We start from the raw sequence: 20,773 nt of genomic DNA, 5'->3' as shown, positions 1-20,773 counted from the left end.
GGACGCCCTGCCCAACTAAGCGGCTAGGAAGTAGGGTGGATCTACTACCGGCAGCAGCGGCAATGGGAGGCGTTCCATGAACAATAGTCCAAACCAAGGCGGGGCCCTGGGGCCTGCAGCGCGGGAAGCGTCGATTGCCCGGCTCAGGGCGACGTCCGAGCCCGGCAATGAGCTGGACATCCTCATTGTTGGCGGCGGAATCGTCGGTACGGGGGCAGCGCTGGATGCGGTGACCCGCGGTCTCAGCGTGGGGATCGTGGAGGCCAGCGACTGGGCAGCCGGCACGTCGTCCCGGTCATCGAAGCTGATCCACGGTGGCCTGCGCTATCTGGAAATGCTTGACTTCGGGCTGGTCAAGGAAGCGCTGCAGGAGCGTGGGCTGCTGCTTTCTGAACTCGCCCCGCACCTGGCCCGGCCAGTGCCATTCCTGTATCCGCTCACGAAGCCTTTCTTCGAACGGCCCTACGTGGGCGCCGGCATCGCACTGTATGACCTGATGTCCGTTTCCAACGGGCACCGGCGCGGCGTGCCGTTCCACAAACACCTCTCCAGGCGGGGCACCCTCAGGGCAGCCCCCAGCCTGAAAAAGGATGCCTTTGTGGGGTCAATCCGCTACTACGACGGCCAGGTGGATGACGCGAAGTATGTGGCCAACCTGGTCCGGACGGCAGCCCACTATGGCGCCCATGCCGTGAACCAGATGGCCGTGGTGGATTTCCTCCGTGAAGGGGAACGCGTGGTGGGGGCCAAGGTGGTCAACCACGAGGACGGTTCGCACTTCAACATCCGGGCCAAGCAGGTCATCAACGCCACCGGAGTGTGGACTGACGAAACCCAGGCCATGGTCACCGACCGTGGCCAGCTGAAGGTCCGGGCATCCAAGGGCATCCACCTGGTGGTGCCGCGCGACCGCTTCCAGTCGACCGTTGGCCTGATCCTGCGGACCGAGAAATCGGTGCTGTTTGTGATCCCGTGGGGCCGGCATTGGATTATCGGTACTACGGACACTGACTGGCACCTGGACAAAGCCCACCCGGCAGCGTCCAGCAAGGACATCGACTACCTCCTCGAACGCGTCAACACGGTGCTCAAGCGGCCCCTCACCAGGGAAGACGTTGAAGGGGTTTACGCAGGTCTGCGGCCGCTCCTGGCCGGTGAGAACGACTCCACCGCCAAGCTGTCCCGCGAACACGTGGTGGCTCACCCCGTTCCGGGCCTGGTGGTGGTGGCCGGCGGAAAATGGACCACTTACCGCGTGATGGCCAAGGACGCTGTGGATGAGGCCACGCGCACCATGGATGAGCGGGTCCCGCCCAGCTGCACCGAAACCATCCCGCTGCTTGGGGCCAGCGGCTTCAAGGCTGCCTGGAACCGCAGGAACAGGACGGCTGACGAATCCGGCGTGCATGTGGCCCGGGTGGAGCACCTGCTCAACCGGTACGGGTCCATGACCCCGGAAGTGCTCGCCATCATCAAGGAGAATCCTGAACTGGCCGAGCCGCTGCCCGGCGCCGACGACTACCTGCAGGCGGAAGCTGTCTACGCCGCTACCCATGAGGGTGCCCGGCATGTCCATGACGTCCTGACCCGGCGGACCCGCATCTCCATTGAGTCGTGGGACCGTGGCGTGTCCGCGGTGCCGGTAGTGGCTAAACTGATGGGCGAAGTCCTTGGCTGGAGCGATGTGCAGCGCGAAAGTGAAATAAAGCACTACATTGCACGCGTTGAGGCTGAACGGCTGAGCCAGGAGCAGCCGGACGACGAATCAGCTGACGCCGCCCGCCTGGGCGTGGATGACATCGTCCCGTTGCGCTAAGGGCTCTGCGCATCACCACTCGCCTCACTGAAGGGACACTCCTTGGCGGAACTACTTGACCGGTACGATGCCGATCTCACCACCTCCGAATTGGTCATGCTGGAGCTGGAGGCAACGGACAAGGCGGATGCGGTGGCCCAACTCGCAGAATGCCTCTTCGCGGCCGGCCGGGTCACGGACCTCCCCGGCTTCCTTGGACACGTCAACGCCCGCGAACACCAGCTCGCCACGGGCCTGCCGGGCGGCATCGGCCTCCCGCACGCCCGCAGCGAATTCGTCTCGCGGACGTCCATTGCTGTTGGAATCACGAAGTACGGCCACGCGCTGGACTTCGGTGCCGCTGACGGTCCCGCCACCGTCATCCTGTTGATCGCCACCCCGGCCAGCTCGTTTTCGGACCACCTCGAGGTGCTGGCCACGCTGGCACGCTCCCTGTCCAAGGAGTCCTTCCGCGAGTCACTGCGGCGGGCCTACGACGCCGAAGTGATCGCCGAGCTCATCAACTCCAGCCTGGTGTTCTTCGACCACTGAAATTGGTGACCCCGGCGGCTCCGTTCCCTGGCCGGAAGCAGGGCGTTTAGTTGTTCTACGGCGGAACGAAGTACCTTTAAGGGGTGTGGAAAACAGCCCTTAAGCCCCGGTGGATCGCTGGCCTGGTGTTCGCGATCGTAGTATCGGGGGTGTTTGTCCTGCTCAGCCAGTGGCAGTTTGGCCGGTCCTTGCAACCCGAGGTTCCGGTCAGCCCTGCCACCGAGGAAACCAAGGCGCTGACGGACACCCTCCGGCCCGGTGGCTTCTTCCCCGGATCCGTGTCGGACCAGATGGTCTCCGCGGAAGGCACGTATGACCCCGCAAAACAGGTCCTGGTGCCGGGCCGCTTGAAGGACGGCAACACTGGCTACTGGGTGGTGTCCGCCTTTGCCGTGAAGGGGGCTCCTGCCCTCAGCGGTGTGGCCGCTTCCCCCGAAACGTGGATTCCGGTAGCCCGCGGCTGGGTGTCAGATCCCGACGACGCCGGCGCACCGCCGTCGGGCGCTATTCAGCTCACCGGACGGCTGCTGCCCTCCGAATCGCCGCTCCCGGCCACGGCGCCGGAATCCGGACGCGCCTCCGCCGTCTCCATCGCCGAACTCATCAATTACTGGGACATCAGCAGTTACCAGGGCTTTGTGGCCGCCACCGCTGAAGCGGCGGACGGCTCCGACGTGAGCGCTGCGGCGGTTGGCGGAGACCTGAAGCCGCTGAACATCGGCCCCCAGCCGCCCGCCCAGCAGGTCAATTGGCTCAATCTCTTTTACTCGCTGGAGTGGGTGGTTTTCGCCGGCTTCGCCCTCTTCATCTGGTGGCGCCTGGTGAAGGACGATTACCGGCGGGACCTCGAAGAGGAGCTCGACGACGACGCCCACCATGACACTCCGCCCACATCTGAACAGCTCCAACAAAAGGTAAAGCCATGATCGAACCGAAACCAGCCGTCCAGTCGGGTTCCGTGCAGGGGAAAAACAAGAAGCGCCGCTTCGGCGGTACCGAGGCGCAGATCCGCTCGGCGCTGAAGTTCTACAAGGTGTTGGCCTACCTGACCGGCGGGATGCTGCTGCTGCTGTGCGCCGAGCTGATAGCACGGTACGCGTTCGGCCAGTACCTGTTCGCCGGCGGGACCAACGCGGTCACAGGCCAGCCCTTCGTCCTGGGCTTCGCGGACGCCGAGCCCCAGGGCGTGCTGGGCGGAGTCAACGTTTCCGTTGGTGTGCTGATCGTCCACGGCTGGATGTACGTGGTGTACCTGATCTCCAACTTCCGGCTGTGGACGCTGATGCGCTGGCCGTTCTTGAAGCTCATCCTCCTGGCGCTGGGTGGAGTGGTGCCGTTCCTGTCCTTCATCGTGGAGAAGAAGTTCCACGCTGAGGTCGAGGCGGAGCTCGCCGCGCACCCGCAGGCCGCACAGCGGTACTGAGCACCGGCGGCCGAAGCCAAAGCGGAGTCTGCTCCGTCACAGCGGGCTTTCTAACGTGCGGCAGGGCAACGCGGCCAAGTAGGCTAGTACGGTGACTACTCCCACTGCATCCCAGACTTCCCAAAAGCCGGTGCTGGTTGTTGACTACGGTGCCCAGTACGCGCAGCTGATTGCCCGCCGCGTCCGGGAAGCAAATGTGTATTCGGAAGTGGTTCCGCATACCTACAGCACCGAGCAGCTCCTGGCCAAAAACCCTGCTGCCATCATCCTGTCGGGCGGCCCGTCCAGTGTGTACGCAGACGGCGCACCTTCAGTCGGCGCCGACCTCTTTGAGGCCGGAATCCCGGTCTTCGGCATCTGCTACGGGTTCCAGGCCATGGCCAACGCCCTGGGCGGCAAAGTCGACAAGACTGGCCTGCGCGAATACGGCTCCACCCAGACCACCATCCTAGGCGAGGGCCGCTCCGTGCTTGAGGGCATGCCGCAGCACCAGAACACGTGGATGAGCCACGGCGACTCCGTGCACCAGGCCCCCGAAGGCTTCGAAGTGCTGGCGACCACGGCGGGCGCCGAAGTGGCTGCCTTCGCCAACGAGGAGAAGTGCCTGTACGGCGTGCAGTGGCACCCGGAGGTGAAGCACTCGGCTTATGGCCAGCAGGTGCTGGAGAACTTCCTGTTTAAGGGCGCCAAGCTGGAACCCAACTGGACCACGGGGAACATCCTCGAGGAGCAGGTGGACCGCATCCGGGCGCAGGTCGGCGAGGCCAGGGTCATCTGTGGCCTCTCCGGCGGCGTGGACTCCGCAGTGGCCGCAGCACTGGTCCAGCGGGCCGTCGGCGACCAGTTGACCTGTGTGTTTGTTGACCACGGACTGCTGCGCGAAGGCGAAGCCGAACAGGTGGAGCGCGACTTCGTGGCCGCTACCGGCGTCAAGCTCTACGTTGCCAACGAGCAGGAGCGGTTCCAGGCCGCCCTGGCCGGCGTCAGCGATCCGGAGACGAAGCGCAAGATCATCGGCCGCGAGTTCATCCGCGCGTTCGAGGAAGCCGAACTGGCCATCATTGCCGAGGCGGCCGCCCACGGTGAGAAGATCAAGTTCCTGGTCCAGGGCACGCTGTACCCCGACGTCGTCGAATCCGGCGGCGGTGAAGGTGCAGCGAACATCAAGAGCCACCACAACGTGGGCGGCCTTCCCGAGGACCTGCAGTTCGAACTCGTGGAACCGCTGCGGGCACTTTTCAAGGACGAAGTCCGTGCCGTCGGCGCCCAGTTGGGGCTGCCGCAGGAAATTGTCGGCCGCCAGCCCTTCCCCGGCCCCGGCCTCGGAATCCGGATCGTCGGCGAGGTCACCAAGGAACGCCTGGACCTGCTCCGCAAGGCGGACGCCATTGCCCGCGCCGAGCTGACTGCGGCCGGCTTGGACAACGAGGTATGGCAGATGCCGGTGGTTCTGCTTGCCGATGTCCGCAGCGTCGGCGTGATGGGCGACGGCCGGACCTACGGCCACCCGATCGTGCTTCGTCCCGTGTCCTCCGAGGATGCGATGACGGCCGACTGGTCCCGCCTGCCCTACGATCTCCTGGCCCGGATCTCCAACCGGATCACCAACGAGGTGGAAGGCGTTAACCGGGTGGTGCTGGACGTAACCAGCAAGCCGCCGGGAACCATCGAGTGGGAATAGCAGTGTGAGTGGCCGGTCCCCGCCAGCGGGGGCCGGCCATTGCTTTTATCCGGCCAAATCCCGCAATTTGGCCTGACCCAGTGTTGCGGTCTCTCATCCCGGCTCGTTTTGCGGCTACCCTCGAAAGTATGCCGGTATGGTCCAGGGCGTCACGTGCAAACGCAGAAAAGAAGGCAGTAGTGTCAGTTGGTCAAGGCCACCCGGAGGGTTCTGAGGAGCTTGGAAAATGGCTGTCCGGGCTTAAACCCGTCACCGGGGCAGACACCATGCTGCGCTTCACCAAGACCCCCGAGGGTTCAATTGACCTGACGCATGCCCACCCGTCGGGGCTGGCCCAGTTGATGGCGGGCCGCCGCACCCGCCTGTCCACCCTGATCCGGGACCACCAGCAGTACGTGGTGGCGGCGCGGGCATCGCGGAACATCCGCTCCAAGATCTTCGAACTCGGAAACGACCGCGGCATTGATGCCGGGTACCTTTCCGCCGGCACTGTGGTGTGGACCTCCGCCGTCGGCGGCAAACCCCAGCGTGTTTCCGCTCCGGTCATGCTTACCGCAATTTCGCTTACGGTCCGTCCCGGCGAGGACGACTACGAGCTTCAGCTCACCGAACAGGCGCACATCAACCCGGCCCTGGTCCGGCTCCTGAAGACCATCCACGGCATCGTTTTTGACGTCAACGCCGTCACCCGCCTCGCCTACAGCACCGCGCGTTTTGACCCGCAGCCCGTCCTGGACCGGCTTGCTTCGCTCATCCGGCCCATCCACGGCGCGGAAGCCCAGCACAACCTGCTGGTGTCCACCTTTGCCGACCTCTCCGGCAACCTCGACGACCCCTGGATCAACGAGGGCAACCCGCTCATGAACGCATTGGCCAAGGCAGCCGGCGGCGAAGTGGTTGACGTTGACCCGCCGGACACGTCCCGCTTTCCCAGCGTTGACCAGCGCCACCCCAGGGACGAATTCCTCCTGCTGGATGCCGACCCGGACCAGCAGTACGTCGTTGATGCTGCGCGTGCAGGGGACTCCCTGGTGGTCAGCACACCGCCGGGCACCGGCCAGACCCAGACAGCCATCAACACCATCGGCGCCCTGGTGGATGCGGGGCGGACGGTCCTGGTTGTTGGTGACCGCCGGGCCAGCCTTAATGAAGTCTCGGCGCAGCTTGAATCGCTGGGCCTGGAATCGATCCTCTTTCAGCTGTCCGGCACCGCCACTCCGCAGCAGCTCAAGACCCAGCTGGTCCGCGCCATCGTGCGGAACGAGAAATCGCTTGAACCGCAGTTGGGGAACCTCCACAAGACCCTGACCGAACACCGGCACGCCCTGATGGACCATGTGGCGTCCCTGCATAACGTGCGCCAGCGCTGGGGTTGCTCGCCGTACCAGGCCATGCAGTCGCTTGCCGAGCTGACCTCCATCCACCCGGCGCCCGCCACCACGGTGCGGCTCAAGCGGAGCGTGCTGGACAGTATCCGCGACCGCAACGAGCTGGCCGGCCGGCTGCGCCGCGCCGCACAGCTTGGCAGCTTCAGCCGGGCGTCCACCACCAGCCCGTGGCACGGTGCCAGGCTCCTCACCCGAAAAGAAACCGAGGAAGCCCAGGAGCTGGCCCGCTCCGTGGCCAAGAACCTGCCGGTCCTGCGCGACCGGATGCACGGTGTGGCCGAGCATGCCGAGATCCGGTTGGGTATCTCCTTCGCTGAATGGGGCGAGCAGCTAGAACTGCTCGTGGCTGTCCGCGAAAGCCTGGACAAGTTCACCCCGGACATCTTCGACCGGCCGGTCAACGACCTGATCTCCGCCACCGCGTCCTCCGCCTGGCGCCGGGAGCGGAACCTAGACATGGCGTCCATGCAGCGTTCCCGGCTGCGCCGTGTGGCCAAGGAGTATGTCCGGCCGGGCGTCCACATTGCTGACCTTCACAGTTCGCTGGTGCTGGTGCAGGAGCAGCGGGCCCTCTGGGCCGGTTATGCCACCTCGCAGCGCCATCCGGCTGTTCCCTCCGGCCTGGCCGAAATGAACGTGATGTACCGTGCCCTCGACGCGGAGCTGACCCAGCTGGGGGCGGCCCTGCTGCACACGACAGCGGGCGGCTCGCTGGCTACGGCCCGCTATGAGGAATTCATGGAACGGCTCGAGCGGCTGGTCGCGGACACGCACACCCTGAAGACCCTCCCTGAACGCACGCTCCTCGTGGAAAACATGCGCGAACACGGACTGGGTGAACTGCTCGCTGACCTTGCCGACCGCGAGGTACCCGCCGAGTCCGTGGCTGCCGAGCTTGAGCTGGCGTGGTGGCAGTCCGCGCTTGAAGCCATGATCAGCGGCGATGATTATCTGGCCATGTCCGACGGCGAAGCCCTCCGGCAGCTGGAGGCCGAATACCGGCTCGCGGACAACGCCCACATCGCCAGTGGTGCTGCGCGGCTTCGCTGGGACCTGTCCGAGCGGTGGCGGGCGGCACTGACCGAGCACCCGCGCCAGGCCCAGTTGCTGCGCAGCCTGCTCAAGGACGGCCGGGTGACCCTCGCCGCGCTGACTGCCCAGGCGCCGGACCTCGTCCCGATGCTTGTCCCCGTGTGGTCGGTCAGCCCGTACCTGATGACCGGGCTCCTGCCTGCGGAACAGTCTTTTGATGCCGTGGTCATCCTGGATGCTGAAGCGACGTCGCTGCAGGCAGTCCTGCCGTCCATAGCCCGCGCGAAGCAGGTTATTGCCTTCGGTGATGCCAGGATCGCCAGCGCGCGGACCTTCACCGTGGGTGTGGAGCGACTGGCCGTTGGCGACGCGCCCCACCAGCGCGTCGGAAGCGCCTACTCGGCGTTGTCGGCCGTATTGCCAGTCTGGCGGCTGAATTTTGTCTATCGCTCAGTGGATGAGGACCTGGTCCTGCAGCTGAGCAAGAACTTCTACGACGGCGGCCTCCGCCGGCTCCCGGAAGGGCAGGCGGCCACTGGCCTGGACCGGGCCCTGACGGTGGAGTACCTGCCCGACGGGACCGGACTGCCCAGTGCTGACCACGAAGGCGTTGAGTCCGTGGTGGCAGAAGTCAACCGGGTGGTGCAGCTGGTCTTCGAACACGCACGCCTGCGCTCCCGCACATCGCTGGCGGTGGTTACCGCGAGCCTGCGCCATGCTGCCCGGATCGGCGAGTCCATCCGGCTCCAGCTGCCCAACCACCCAACCCTTGCCGGGTTCTTCGGCGGCGGGCCGGAGTCGTTCCGCGTGGTTGACCTTGAGAGGGCACAGGGCCTGGTCCGCGACCACATCATCTTCTCGCCCGGCTTCGGCCGCACGCCCCACGGCCGGGCGCTGCACAACTTCGGTCCGCTCTCTGCCGAGGGCGGCCGCGAGAAATTCGCGCTCGCCATGACGCGTGCCCGGCGCTCGATCCACGTCCTGACATGCTTCCAGCCCCAAGATCTCGATCACACCCGGCTTTCGTACGGCGCCGTGGACTTCTATGAGCTCCTCAACCGTGAGATCGCGGGCAAGACGGACCTCGGAACCCCGGCGTCCCGGGCTGCGGCCAGTGAGCAGGCCCTCGGGGCGGACCCCCTCGTGGCGGACCTCGGGGACCGGCTCCGCGCCCGGGGCGCCCGGGTCTGGCACCAGTACGACGGCGTCATTGACGTGGTGGCCGCGGCAGACCCGGTGAGCACCATGGGCCAGGACGACGCAGATACCCCGTGGCCGGTGGCGATTGAATCCGACGGCACGGAGCAGTACCGTACCATGAGCGTCCGCGAGCGGAGCCGCCTCCGCCCGCAGTTGCTGGAACGGATGGGCTGGCGGTACATGCCGCTGTGGACCATTGAAGTCTTCACGGACCCCTCCGCCTGCGCTGACCGCATTGCAGGCTACCTGGGCCTGGAAAATGTTCTGCCACCCGGTCGCGGCACTGCGTCGGGAGGCTTCTTTGACGAGGACGTGGATTCGCCCGCGCAGGGGACGGCAGAGAACTACTGGAACGATGACCAGGCAGAACGCCTGGACCGCGAGGAGGAGGTTGTGGTGAGTACACAGAACCCCGGCCGGGCCGATGCCCAGGGCAATGACGAGCAGGACACCCAGAACGGGGAGCACGCGCCCGCGCCGGAAAGCGAGCAGGCCGGTACCGCAGGCACCCTGCCGAACAAGGCAGCCGAGGACGACCCCCGGAATTGGGGCGACGGCTCGGACACCGATCACGATGCCTGGCTGAAGGAAAACAAGCCGCCGCACTGGGGCTGAGACCGGCCACGCTGCGTCACCCCGCCGCATTCGACGGTCCCACGAGGACAAAAAAGAGCTTGCCTTGTGTGGACGCGCCAGCCAGGCGGGCGGCCTTGTCGGGTGCTGCCGCTACCACAATCAGCCCGTCCGTCTCTCCTGTGCCGAGCCACTGTCCCGTCTTGCCGCCCTGCCCGGACGTCCAGAGGACGGGTACTGCTGAAGCGAGCACTTCGGACGGGGAGTTCTGGTCATAGCCGTTGGCGCCGGTCAGAACCACGTTGACCAGTTGCCCGGGCGATACCAGCTGGATGGAGGAAGGATCTGCCATCCGCAAGGGCACGGCCGCAGAACCTGGCGGCGTTCCGGTCAGGAGGCCTGGCCCCAGCAATTGGGAATCGGTCAGCAACTGGCCTTTCCGCAGCGGAGCCGCCAGTTGCTTGCCCGTGGCTTCACTGGCATCGGCTATGGATCCGGCGTTCACCATCTGCGGGGGGATCTTAACCGGGCTCAGGTCGGCTGCCGCCAAGGCCGTACCGGCGGGCAGGTCCCTCGCTGCGGCCAAGGCCGTCGCTGTGTCGGCAGGCGGGGGAGTGAGCTGATGGACAGTAATCCCGGCAGCGACGCACAGCAGGAGCGCGATGGCGAGACGCCGGTTCCGGCCCAGCCAGGACACAAGTCTGTTGCTGCCGCCGCGGCTTGTACGTCGGGCTGGAATCGGGCGGCGGACGGTGCGTGCGGGCGCGGAGGACCGGCGGCTGGGGCGGAAGAGGGTGGCGGGCATGGAACCCACGCTACGTTCCGGGGACAGCGCCGGACAGCGGCAGAGGTGCCTATGTGGACAACTCTTGTGACGGCGTCGGACGTGGCCCTGGACGGTGCGATGGCACCGGACTTACCCTGGCGGATCAGCTCGTCGGGGGGCGGCAGAGAGGGTAAGGTCAGCTGGCGGCGGCAGGTGCCGGTGCAGCTGCCGGGGCGGGTGCGGCTGGTGCCGCAGAAACCGTGCTGCCCTTGGCGTCCCGGGAATCGGTCCGGTAGAAACCGGAGCCCTTGAACACCACACCAACGCTGTTGAACTTCTTGCGCAATGCCCCCTGGCACTCTGGGCATGACGTCAGGGTGCTGTCGGTGAACGACTGGAAAACGTCGAAGGCGTGGCCGCAGTTCTTGCAGGCGTAGGCGTAAGTGGGCACTGGTGATCCTCCTCTGGGGCAAACGAGAGGTCCTGTGTTGCAATGAACAAATCTTGCAGTCCATTAGCAGTCTCAGGGCCTGAGTGCCAATTCTACCACCCCCGGAAAGTAGCCCTGAGAGTGCCGGAGGGGCCGATCAGGAACTGCCGGCCAAGGGAACCAGGCCAGACGGGGTCAGGGCAACAGGAACTGTACGGTCGAACTCTTCGGCAGGAATACTTCCTGCGGGCAGCACTTCGGAATCGAAGACGATGGCTGCCAGCGGGATATCGAGCCCCTCGCTGGCCAACGAGCCCAAAAAGACGTCGTAGTAGCCGCCGCCCTGGCCGATCCTGTTTCCGCTGCGATCCAGGGCAGTCGCCGGGATGAAGAGGCCGGCCACTGAGCGCATGATGGCCAGATCGTGGCGGGGTCCGGCGGGTTCCACGACCGGGGCGAAACGGCTGCGGACGAACTTTGCCTCGGGTGTCCAGGCTGTCCAGCTCAGCCGCCGCCCGGGCTCGCAGACGGGGAGCAGGACGGTGTGGCCACGGGCGTGGAGTTCCCGGATCAGCGGCAGCGTGGGCGGCTCGGGCACTACGCCAAGATAGGCGCAAAAGGTCGACGGCGCTCCGCTCGTCAGCTGTTCGGCCCAGGCTGCGCCGTGGACGGCCAGGGCGCCGCCGGCTGCATCGCGCTGGCCGGGTTCAATGTCGGCGCGATGCTTGCGATGGCGTGCCCGGATGCCTTCCTTGGCCGCCCTGTCGCGATCGGACATACCGTTCCCTCTTTCATGTGCACGTGGCCCGCGGCGCCTTTTGCGGTGCGCCGCTGCGGGCGCCAAGTCTGCATGGCCAATAATTACTGAATGATCGGCCCCTCCGTTAGATTAGTCCAGTGACTACCTCTCAGCAGACTGTACGCAAGGCCGTAATTCCCGCCGCAGGGCTCGGCACCAGGTTCCTGCCGGCCACCAAAGCGATGCCCAAGGAAATGCTCCCGGTGGTGGACAAGCCAGCCATCCAGTATGTGGTTGAAGAGGCCGTCAACGTTGGTCTTAACGACATCCTGATGATCACAGGCCGCAACAAGCGTGCCCTGGAGGACCACTTCGACAGGGTTCCTTCGCTGGAGGACACCTTGGAAGCCAAGGGCGACATGGCCAAGCTTGAGTCCATTCAGGCAGCCAGCAACCTCGGTGACATCCACTATGTCCGCCAGGGTGATCCCAACGGCCTGGGCCACGCGGTACTTCGTGCAAAGCAGCACGTCGGCAACGAACCGTTTGCTGTCCTCCTCGGTGACGACCTGATCGATGCCCGGGATGAGCTCCTCAGCACCATGATCGAAGTCCAGGCCAAGACCGGCGGATCCGTGGTGGCCCTGATTGAGGTTGAGCCGTCCCAGATCAGCGCCTACGGCTGCGCCGACGTGCAAACCATCGACGGTGAAGGTTACGTCAGGATCAACAAGCTCGTCGAAAAGCCGGACGTGGATGAGGCGCCGTCGAACCTGGCCGTCATTGGCCGTTACGTTCTCCACCCTGAAGTTTTCGACGTGCTTGAGCGCACCGGTCCGGGCCGCGGCGGAGAAATCCAGCTGACGGACGCGCTGCAGGAACTGGCAGCCGGCGAAGGCGAGGGCTACGGCGTTTATGGAGTAGTCTTCCGCGGCCGCCGTTACGATACTGGTGACAAACTCAGCTACCTCAAGGCCTGCGTCCAGCTCGCCATTGACAGCGAGGATCTCGGTCCTGGCCTGCGCGAGTGGCTGCCGGGCTTTACTGCCGGTCTCGCTAAATAGCTGCCGTGCGTCCCGGACCAATCTGGCCCACAACCCTGGAGTGCGGCGACGTGATCCTGCGCCCCATCAGGTACAGGGACAAGAGGGAATGGACAGAGGTCCGGTCGCGCAACCGGGAGTGGCTGGCGCCTTGGGAAGCTTCCAACCCGGCACCCGGGGGCCTCTTGCCGGACTACCGGCAGATGGTGCGGTCATTGAAGATCCAAGCCGCCCAAGGCACCGCCTTGCCGTTCCTAATCACCGAGCGTAGGTCCGGTTCCGGCTCGCCGGTCATAGTCGGCCAGTTAACCGTGTCATCGATTGTGTGGGGCTCGGCCATGATGGCAACGCTGGGTTACTGGGTTGACCAGGAACGGGCCGGCCATGGCATTGCTCCCACATCGGTGGCCCTTGCCACGGATCATTGCTTCCAGGCCCTTGGTTTGCACCGGATGGAGATCAGCATCCGGCCCGAGAACGGTCCCAGCCTGCGCGTGGTTGAAAAGCTTGGATTCCGCGACGAGGGCTACCGGCCGCGGTACCTTCACATTAACGGGGAGTGGGCTGACCACCTGTCGTTCGCCTTGACGTCGGAGGACGTTCCCGAGGGGCTGCTGAACCGGTGGATGGCCTCCCGGGCCTGAGCCGGGGGCTCGCGCTGGGTCATAAATCCATTGATTTGTGACGTTGCCCGCGACACACCGAGGCTAATGCGGGTGTGGCTGACTTTCTACTCATACGGTTTTGATTGTGGACTTCCCCCTAAGCAGCTCAGTGATCCTTGTGGTTGCCGTTGTGCTCTGGATTGTCTGGGTTGGGCCTTACGTCCTGCGGAACGGCCGTCACCAGGCCCAGGCCGCGGGTGAGTACTTTGCGGAAGTGCCAGCTATTGAAGCATCGGACCCGAGAGCCCGGGCGGTCATGAACATCACCGCCCAACAGGAGAAAGCCATGGATATCAGGAAGAGCCACGGAACCGCAGCCGAGACATCCGGCAGTGCGACGACGGGCGCGTTCCGGATCCGATACGGCCGGACAGCCATCGCCCTCGCCGGGGTGGTGGGTTTGCTGACCGCCTTTGTTTCAGGCATCCTGCTGCTGTTCGGGCTTGGCACGGCATTGCTGCCCGTTGCCAGCTTGGCTATTACTGTTGCCGCCCTTGCGTTGCTGCGCTCTCTTGCATTGCGAGACCGCAATTCCAAGGTGAACGCCGCCTTTCGCTCCGCGATGAGCGCGCCGGTCGGCCGCCAGGAACCCACTGCCGCGGCTGCCACCCGGCCCTCAGCTCAGCCGGAACCTCGGCTCTTTGATGCCGAGGCCCACCAGCCCGCCCCGAAGCCCCTCACCGCCATGGAGCTCAGGGAAGCCGCTTTGGCAGTCGCAGTTGCGGCCGGAGACACGAGCGCCAGCCCTGCACCGTCAGCCGTGCCTGTCACCACTACCTGGGACCCAGTGGACGTGCCGAAGCCCGTGTACATCGAGGCTGCCAAGGCCGAGCGACCGGCTCCCCAGCCGCTTGACCTCCCCGAAGCGCCGAAGGCCGTGGGCAAGCCCTCTCTGAAGCAGGGCACTCTCGCAACCGAGCCCGCCACAGCGGCAGCCAGGCCACTCACGAAGGCCCAGAGCGCCCTCAGCAACCTCGACGACGTCCTGCAGCGCCGCCGCGCCTGATCCGTCAATTGGCAATGCGCGGGGAAAATTTGTAGCCTAAGTGCACCGGTGCCGCCGTTCCACACCAGGGAGCGGACTGTTCCGGGGCTATAGCTCAGTTGGTAGAGCGCTTCGTTCGCATCGAAGAGGTCAGGAGTTCGAATCTCCTTAGCTCCACAAAGAAAGCCCTCTGACCTGCGGAAACGTTGGGTTGGAGGGTTTTTTGATTGCCTCGAGATGGATCAACCCCACGGAAACCACACGCTTTCGAAAAATTTGGGTTGGGCTTGAGGTATTGCATTCCACGCGTCCGGACTCCGTGACGGTGGCCGGCATTCATCTGGACATGCCTTCCGGACCGGATAGTGATTCTGTTCCAAACTTTTGGAGGGCCTCCGTGAGGTCCGGTGATTCGGTTGCCTTGGCGATGTAGTGCTTCTCTGTGATGGCCGTTCCGGAGTGACCCAGCTGGGCGGCGGCTTGCTTGGAACTGTATTCCCGGTCGATGAGAGTGGCAACGGACTTGCGGAAGACGTGCGGTGTGACCCATTCATAGGCGGACCCGGCCCGGGCGTCCCGCCATTGCCTACGGAAGTTATGTGGGCTGCGCACAGTTCCTGTGGAGGACGGGAACAACATGTCTTCGGCCTTGGGCTGCTCGGCTGAATGCCTGCGTTGGAGTGTTTGCACGGCAAAGGGAGGCACCTTCATGGTGCGGAAGCCGGCTTTTGTTTTTGGATGGTCTTGGCGATAGGCGCCGCGGCCTTTCTCCATGACGACAGTTCCCGAGATGGTGATGGTTGGCGGTTCCGCTTGGAGGTCGATGTCCTGCCAGCGGATGGCCAGGACCTCGCCTATTCGGGCGCCGGTGGCAAGGAATATATCGAGAACGTCAAGTAGGTCTGTTGCGCGTGGCCGTCCTTGGTGTGTGGGGTCCTCCTGCCACCTGCCAATGACAGTCCGAAGCGTCTGGACGTCTTTGACTGACAGGGCCTTGACGTCCTTCGTGGCGATCTTGATTGGTCCGACATCCCGGATTGGGTTGCTCTGAAGCGCATCATGCCGGACCGCGAGGCCGATCATGCCGTTAAGAACGATTTTGGAATGACGTGCAGTGGCCGGATGGTCGGCGGCGACGTTCTTGAGGAACCGGTCAATACGGCCGGTGCTCAGTTCGTGCAGTCGGAGGCCGGCCAGCGCGGGTTTGATGACACGCCTGTACGTGTCGCGATAGCCGTCGACGGTCCTTCGGCCTGCGCGACCGTTGTTCTCAATTTCGTCGAACCACAGCTCGCTGAGCTCGGATAGGCGAGTGTTTCTGGAAATCTCACTCGAGGTAGGGGCTTGCCGATCCTGGAACGAAGTGACGAGGTTTCGTTCTGCCGCCGCCCCGCTATTGCCCCAACCCTCCACGGTGCGGGTGATGCCATCGGAGTCACGGTACCTCGTCGCCGCACGCCAGCGGCCATTCGAGTGTTTCTTCCGACTGATCTTCCCCCATGTGCCGAGGGGAAGAGGAGGTCTTGGAGCCATCTACGCTTCCAGTCGCGAGGACAACCACGAGTCGTAGTCGGTCCGGCTGATCCGCAAGTGCCTACCGATTCGGTAGGCGCGGGGGCCGACGTGTTTGACCCGCCACTGATAGAACGTCTGCTCTGGGATCTGTAGCTGAGTGCAAATGTCCTTTGGGGTGAGCCACTGAACGTCAGCAGTTTCTGCAGGGCTGCTTTCTGGGTTGGTAGTCATGAGGTTCTCCGTCGTAGTTGCCGGTCCAGCGGCAAGTTGTGTTCCTGGTTCATGGGACCACAGCACCCGGGCGGCATGACGGAGTCGTGGAAGCTTGCCGCGAGATCCGAGGCGTAGCGTTGGACGCGCTCGGGAGAGGCGCTGAACTGCGTCGATGCGTGTTGCACCAGGCCTGCGTCCCGAAGGAGGCTGAGGTGCCACCGGACGTTCGACGGCGTTGTGTGGAGTTCGCTTCCGATCTGGCCACAGGTTGAGGGGCCGTTCCTGAGTAGGAAACGGATGATTCGGCTTCGCGTTCGGTTCATCAAGATGCTCGACATGGATACCACAACCTGAGGAAAGGTGAGGGATTTGCTTATGTAGACGGGTCTACACGAGCAGGTTACCCCCGTAGGCGTCATGTTGGAAGAGCGCGGCCGTGGAAATGATCCCCTACGAATGAGGAGATTGCCATGCAGGATCACCCGCAGATCAAAGCGTTCCACGAAGCCGCCTCGATGCTCCGTTCCGAACGCTACTGGGACCACGGGGCAACAGTCGATCGTGTGGAGTTTCTGCAGGCACTCGGCGAGGTGTTGACCGAGGTTTGCTACCACCTGGACGCGAATGAGGTGCTGCCGCGGGAATTGCTTGAAGTGGGTCAGGGCTTGGCGGGTCCTGCGACGCGGAGGCTGCCGGTACGGCCGTCGGCCGAGCTTCTCCTGATGACGTGCCTCGACCGTCGGATTGAGCAATTGATTGCCGCGCCGTACGTCTCACGGAATACTGGGGAGGAGTGGAGCTGCAGCACCTGACCGGGGTGCTGGCGCCGGGGTATCTGATCGAGGGGTGGGCAGCGCGGATGAACGGGACGGGCCTCCGTGGCATGGTGTCTCCCCAGGCCCTGCTTGCCCGTCGACTGAATCTTTTGCTCGACGTCGTGGTTGCCGAACGCGGGAAGCCTGTGACGTTCCGGGAGGTCCAAGCTGAACTCGAGGCCAGAGGCATCAAGTTGTCCCGCGCTCGCTGGTTCTACATGAAAGAGGGCACTGGACGCCTGGTCAGCGATCCGGTGCTACTGACAGGGCTGTGCAACCTTTTCAACGTTGATCCCTCTTACTTGATCGGCGACGACGCTGCCTTGCCGGAGCGGATCGACTCTCAGCTGGAGTTCGTGAAGTCCCTCCGTGCGGCCCGGGTAAAGTCCTTCGCCGCCAGGACACTGGGGGATGTCTCGCCGGACACGCTGAGGGCAATCTCTGAATATCTGAACAAGGATATTGGCCGGCACCCTGGAGGGGAACAGGCCGCTGCTAGCTTTCCAGAAGATACTCAAGATGAGCCGCCAGCAGCTCTTTGATCCTTGCGGGGTTGGCTGAATACCGCGGCGACCTTCCATGCCGCCGGCCCGGTTCCACATCGACGACGATGGCGCTGGTTTCTTCCAGCGCCAGCAGGTGTTTGGCCACGCTCGGCTCGCCGGCACTCACTGCTGCCACGATGTCCCCACGGGTCGCCGGGCCGTGTGCTGAAAGATACCGCAGGATCTCGTTCCGCGACCTGTTGCCAAACGTCGCGACGGCGGCCTCGACGTCGGCGGACCATGCGTCGTCGTGCGGCTGGGTAATCCTTGGCATGGAACCATTCTTACCGAACCATCCTCAAAAAGTAAATCCAGCAGTCTTGACGATACTTTAACTATCCTTGACAATAGCTTCTATAGCTTCTATAGCTTCTATAGCTTCTATAGCGTCTATAGCTTTCGTGTAGTCGTGGTTGGTCCTGATTGTTGAAGCCACGCTTGAGGTGCCAGCCATGCTGGTGCCGGACGTATTGGAATCGTTGAGTCGAAGCGGTGAAGACGCCATGCGAGTCGAATCCCGGGTGAATGACGCCCAAAAAGCACAAGCAATTGAAGGAACCATCGATGTCTCGTTACGCGGTACGCCGGAGGCCACCGCGCTTGCGGTTCCGGTGGATCAGATCATGTTCGCCGTCGACGGGGTGCACCGATATGTCGTTTCGCACCTTTCGCGGATCGGCCGGGCGTGCGATGCGGACGATGTCATGCAGGACGTCCGGGTGGCGGTGTGGGATGGAGTGACGCGGGGTCGTTATCGCCAGCTCCCAGGGGTTCCTTTCGGTGCCTGGGTTCAGGGAGTGTGCGCGAACGTGTGCGCCGCGCACATCCGCCGGGAGCTGAGCCATCAGACGTTTCCTCTGCTGATGGAACCAGCAGATGCCGACGGATCGGCGTCGTTCGATACTCTGGCGATCCTGGGCATCGGCGGCGTGGATCGAAGTGCTGAGAAGATCATCGACCAGGACTGGGCGCGAACAATCATTGAACTGACCCGGGAAAGCCTGCCCGCGGGAGTCTGGAAACTTGCCGTTGACAGTCTGACGGGCCCTCGCCAGTACGGTCCGCCGTCGCCGCAGGACCGACGGCGATGGCATGCCGTGACCGTGGTGCGCCAGACTGCGCGGACCGTGCAAAACGCGCTGGATGTTGACCATGCAGGAATCCGCAATATCGGGGACGTGTGCCAGTGTGCGGCAGAGTGCCTGCCCACACCGGTGCTCCGACGAACTGCGGCATCCATCGTACGTCCGGGCGTGAGTGGGCCAGCCCGTACCAAGGCGTTGGCGGCCTTGGCCGCTGAACTAGGCGTCACAGAGCGCTATGTGGCCGTGCAGATCGGCTTCGCCCGACGGCTGTATCAAACCTCATGGCGGATTCTCCAGGCCGGAAGGCGACCTGCCCTCTGAGTCATGTCCTGGGCCCGTCATCTTGCAATGAATGGACGAGGAGGCTGGAAATGTCGTTGACCCGGAAAATCGCATTGCCTGGCTCGAGCAGCCAGCGCCGATGGTTTGTCGCGGTGATCGCGCTGTTGACTCTTGCCACGGTGGTGTTCGCCTTCACGCGGCCTCCCCAAGGACCAACACGTGAACCAGAACCACCCTTACCGGCCGAGCTGCCACAAAGTGCGGCTCCCGCTGTCACCCGGCATCAGGCGCCAGCGCCGACGACGGCTCCCACCGGCCGGGGACCCGACAGGGACGGCGCGCCTCGCACTACGGATTTCCGCTTAGTCGCCTCCGCGGCGGCAATAGCGATTTACACTTGGGACACGCGTACGGCGTCCTACTCCGAGGTCTACTCCCGCCTCCGGAACTGGTGGCATGTGCTTCCTGACGGGTCCAATCCTCTGGCGGTGCTGGTGCAGGAGTTTGAAGCGACTGGTATCAACGCCGGAACCTATCCGTACCTGGCCGGGCAACAGGCAGACCGGTCAGCCACGGTGGCATCCCTGCTGTGCGACGGCGAGCTGGCCAAGGTGCGGGAGCGCCCGGCGCCTTGGGCAGGCCTGCATGTGTGCACGGTGTCCGTTCGTGTCCAGGATCAGTCGATCTCGGCTCGCAACACGTACACGGCCCCGGTCAGCGTGATGGTGAACTGTCCGCCGGCCGCTACTGCTCCCCTGGACCGATGCGTCATGGTCGGCTTCTATGCGGCGGCGAACAGGATCGTCTACTGATGCCGGCCGCCGTGGTGCTGGCCGGGCTTGCCAAGCGTCGCGCCATTTTGAAGGTCGTGGTGGCTGCTGTCATGACCCTGATCCTGGCGGGTGCCTTTGCGTTCTGCGCTGGCGTGGCGGTGCTCGGTGCCAACGTAGCGAATACGGCGACCGTCTGCTCCTCTACTGGCTTCAGTGGCCAGCCAGCCGCCGAGGAGGTCGGCGGCGTGAACATCCGCGATGGCAGCCAGGCGCCGGTCAATCTGACAGCGCGGCAGTTAAGCGTGGCCGAAGACTACATTTCAGTAGGGGAGCAACTGCGGGTGCCTCGAGATGGCCAGATCATCGCGATCATGATGGCTCTGCAGGAATCCAGCCTCAGACTCCTGGCCAACGCGAACATCCCCGCATCGCTTGGCTACCCGCACGACGGTATCGGAAGCGACCACGATTCTCTGGGCAGCGCCCAACAGCGCCCAGCAGCCGGCTGGGGGACCGTTGAGAAATTGATGGATTCCGCGTACAACGTGCGGGCCTTCTACGGCGGCCCCAATGGCCCCAACCACGGCAGTCCACGAGGGCTGCTGGATATCCCGGGCTGGCAGTCCATGACCAAGGGCCAAGCTGCCCAAGCGGTCCAAGTGTCCGCGTTCCCGGAACTGTATGCGCGGTGGGAGGCTGAAGCGACGGCGATCGTTGACGCGCTAGGGAGCGGACTCGCCCCAGTGGCGTGCACTGTGACGCAGGTGGCTCCGGCGGTGAGAATCGGGCGGGCCAATCTGAGCCAGATTCGCAAGGACATCCTGCGGTTTACTCAAGAAGGCGTTGGCGGCAACTATGTTTGGGGTGGGACGTCGTTCAAGGCCTGGGATTGCTCTGGCTATGTCCAGTGGATCTACCGGCAGGTCGGCATCAACCTCCCTCGAGTGGAGCAATGGCGGGTTGGTAAGCGAACGGAGGATCCGCAGCCGGGAGACCTTGTCGTGCAGAACTCGCAGGGACCGAATAACTGGGGACACGTTGGAATCGTCGCGGGGGACGGCATGATGTGGAGCGCCCTCAACCCCGCTGTGGGGACGCTCTTGCATCCAGTAGCTTGGAATTCGGACACGGCGTACTTCGATTTGCTGTCCTGACATCGGGCGCACTTTGGGCGTCCGCTGGTGGTCTTCCGTTTTAGGCGTTTACAAGCCCGTAGCAGCGTGTCACGATAAAGCTGTTGCGCGCTCTGCGGGTCAGTTTCTTTCGCAGAATA

General features: G+C 64.2%; 21 protein-coding genes and 1 tRNA gene. 15 read left to right on the top strand and 7 right to left on the bottom strand.

The genetic code is table 11. The features are described 5' to 3' along the window. Positions 1–76: 76 nt before the first annotated feature. From ABIB45_RS08770 to ABIB45_RS08745, 6 genes are all read left to right on the top strand, one after another. Complete coding sequence (locus ABIB45_RS08770; protein ID WP_354215484.1) at positions 77–1,816, top strand: glycerol-3-phosphate dehydrogenase/oxidase; 1,740 nt, start codon at positions 77–79, stop codon at positions 1,814–1,816. A 42-nt stretch (positions 1,817–1,858) separates the two neighbouring features. Further along, positions 1,859–2,347 (top strand): PTS sugar transporter subunit IIA, encoded by a 489-nt coding sequence (locus tag ABIB45_RS08765; RefSeq protein WP_354215483.1) that lies wholly within the window; start codon positions 1,859–1,861, stop codon positions 2,345–2,347. A gap of 83 nt (positions 2,348–2,430) precedes the next feature. After that, entirely contained in the window at positions 2,431–3,273 is an 843-nt protein-coding gene (locus ABIB45_RS08760) for an SURF1 family protein (RefSeq protein WP_354215482.1), read from the top strand. Next, positions 3,270–3,770, top strand: a complete 501-nt coding sequence (locus ABIB45_RS08755) for a DUF3817 domain-containing protein (protein ID WP_354215481.1) — start codon at positions 3,270–3,272, stop codon at positions 3,768–3,770. The genes ABIB45_RS08760 and ABIB45_RS08755 overlap by 4 nt, the downstream gene beginning before the upstream one ends. A 91-nt stretch (positions 3,771–3,861) precedes the next feature. Then, complete coding sequence (guaA, locus tag ABIB45_RS08750; RefSeq protein ID WP_354215480.1) at positions 3,862–5,451, top strand: glutamine-hydrolyzing GMP synthase; 1,590 nt, start codon at positions 3,862–3,864, stop codon at positions 5,449–5,451. 128 nt (positions 5,452–5,579) lie between these two features. Then, on the top strand, positions 5,580–9,686 hold the full coding sequence (locus tag ABIB45_RS08745; RefSeq protein ID WP_354215479.1) for an AAA family ATPase: 4,107 nt from the start codon (positions 5,580–5,582) through the stop codon (positions 9,684–9,686). 16 nt (positions 9,687–9,702) lie between these two features. Here the strand turns inward: ABIB45_RS08745 and cpaB are convergent, their stop codons facing one another. The 3 genes from cpaB to ABIB45_RS08730 form a co-directional block, all read right to left on the bottom strand. Next, positions 9,703–10,449 carry a Flp pilus assembly protein CpaB gene (gene cpaB / locus ABIB45_RS08740; protein WP_354215596.1) on the bottom strand — a complete coding sequence of 249 codons (747 nt, stop codon included), beginning with the start codon at positions 10,447–10,449 and terminating at the stop codon, positions 9,703–9,705. 157 nt (positions 10,450–10,606) lie between these two features. Further along, positions 10,607–10,861 (bottom strand): FmdB family zinc ribbon protein, encoded by a 255-nt coding sequence (locus tag ABIB45_RS08735; protein WP_354215478.1) that lies wholly within the window; start codon positions 10,859–10,861, stop codon positions 10,607–10,609. Between the two features lie 136 nt (positions 10,862–10,997). After that, positions 10,998–11,618, bottom strand: coding sequence for a 5-formyltetrahydrofolate cyclo-ligase (locus ABIB45_RS08730; RefSeq protein WP_354215477.1), 621 nt, complete (start codon positions 11,616–11,618; stop codon positions 10,998–11,000). A gap of 119 nt (positions 11,619–11,737) precedes the next feature. On the opposite strand from ABIB45_RS08730, the gene galU reads away from it, so the two are divergent. From galU to ABIB45_RS08710, 4 genes are all read left to right on the top strand, one after another. After that, positions 11,738–12,643, top strand: coding sequence for a UTP--glucose-1-phosphate uridylyltransferase GalU (galU, locus tag ABIB45_RS08725; protein WP_354215476.1), 906 nt, complete (start codon positions 11,738–11,740; stop codon positions 12,641–12,643). A gap of 5 nt (positions 12,644–12,648) precedes the next feature. Next, entirely contained in the window at positions 12,649–13,266 is a 618-nt protein-coding gene (locus ABIB45_RS08720) for a GNAT family N-acetyltransferase (protein WP_354215475.1), read from the top strand. A 106-nt stretch (positions 13,267–13,372) separates the two neighbouring features. Further along, the gene (locus ABIB45_RS08715) at positions 13,373–14,293 is read left to right on the top strand and encodes a hypothetical protein (protein WP_354215474.1); all 921 of its coding nucleotides are present in this window, start codon (positions 13,373–13,375) and stop codon (positions 14,291–14,293) included. A gap of 83 nt (positions 14,294–14,376) precedes the next feature. Then, positions 14,377–14,449 (top strand) — tRNA-Ala (locus tag ABIB45_RS08710). A 159-nt stretch (positions 14,450–14,608) separates the two neighbouring features. Here ABIB45_RS08710 and ABIB45_RS08705 read toward each other — a convergent pair. From ABIB45_RS08705 to ABIB45_RS08695, 3 genes are read right to left on the bottom strand one after another with little or no spacing between them, the layout of a single operon-like run. Next, the gene (locus tag ABIB45_RS08705) at positions 14,609–15,805 is read right to left on the bottom strand and encodes a tyrosine-type recombinase/integrase (RefSeq protein WP_354215473.1); all 1,197 of its coding nucleotides are present in this window, start codon (positions 15,803–15,805) and stop codon (positions 14,609–14,611) included. Then, positions 15,806–16,018 (bottom strand): helix-turn-helix domain-containing protein, encoded by a 213-nt coding sequence (locus tag ABIB45_RS08700; protein WP_354215472.1) that lies wholly within the window; start codon positions 16,016–16,018, stop codon positions 15,806–15,808. It abuts the gene before it with no gap. Continuing rightward, on the bottom strand, positions 16,015–16,323 hold the full coding sequence (locus ABIB45_RS08695) for a winged helix-turn-helix domain-containing protein (protein ID WP_354215471.1): 309 nt from the start codon (positions 16,321–16,323) through the stop codon (positions 16,015–16,017). The genes ABIB45_RS08700 and ABIB45_RS08695 overlap by 4 nt, the downstream gene beginning before the upstream one ends. Positions 16,324–16,470: 147 nt before the next feature. Here ABIB45_RS08695 and ABIB45_RS08690 point away from each other — a divergent pair, with 147 nt between their 5' ends. Next, positions 16,471–16,812 (top strand): hypothetical protein, encoded by a 342-nt coding sequence (locus ABIB45_RS08690; protein ID WP_354215470.1) that lies wholly within the window; start codon positions 16,471–16,473, stop codon positions 16,810–16,812. Continuing rightward, positions 16,794–17,357 (top strand): hypothetical protein, encoded by a 564-nt coding sequence (locus ABIB45_RS08685; RefSeq protein WP_354215469.1) that lies wholly within the window; start codon positions 16,794–16,796, stop codon positions 17,355–17,357. The genes ABIB45_RS08690 and ABIB45_RS08685 overlap by 19 nt, the downstream gene beginning before the upstream one ends. Here the strand turns inward: ABIB45_RS08685 and ABIB45_RS08680 are convergent. Further along, entirely contained in the window at positions 17,311–17,634 is a 324-nt protein-coding gene (locus ABIB45_RS08680) for an ArsR/SmtB family transcription factor (protein ID WP_354215468.1), read from the bottom strand. The genes ABIB45_RS08685 and ABIB45_RS08680 overlap by 47 nt on opposite strands. Before the next feature lie 139 nt (positions 17,635–17,773). On the opposite strand from ABIB45_RS08680, the gene ABIB45_RS08675 reads away from it, so the two are divergent. From ABIB45_RS08675 to ABIB45_RS08665, 3 genes are read left to right on the top strand one after another with little or no spacing between them, the layout of a single operon-like run. Next, positions 17,774–18,766 (top strand): RNA polymerase sigma factor, encoded by a 993-nt coding sequence (locus ABIB45_RS08675; protein ID WP_354215467.1) that lies wholly within the window; start codon positions 17,774–17,776, stop codon positions 18,764–18,766. Positions 18,767–18,816: 50 nt separating this feature from the next. Continuing rightward, positions 18,817–19,539 carry a hypothetical protein gene (locus ABIB45_RS08670; protein ID WP_354215465.1) on the top strand — a complete coding sequence of 241 codons (723 nt, stop codon included), beginning with the start codon at positions 18,817–18,819 and terminating at the stop codon, positions 19,537–19,539. Beyond that, complete coding sequence (locus ABIB45_RS08665) at positions 19,539–20,654, top strand: C40 family peptidase (protein ID WP_354215463.1); 1,116 nt, start codon at positions 19,539–19,541, stop codon at positions 20,652–20,654. The genes ABIB45_RS08670 and ABIB45_RS08665 overlap by 1 nt, the downstream gene beginning before the upstream one ends. Positions 20,655–20,773: the final 119 nt, after the last annotated feature.

This window comes from Arthrobacter sp. UYCo732, assembly GCF_040547265.1.
Classification (GTDB): domain Bacteria; phylum Actinomycetota; class Actinomycetes; order Actinomycetales; family Micrococcaceae; genus Arthrobacter.
Note: the sequence above shows the minus strand (reverse complement) of the source record. Positions and strands in the feature narration are given on the sequence as shown.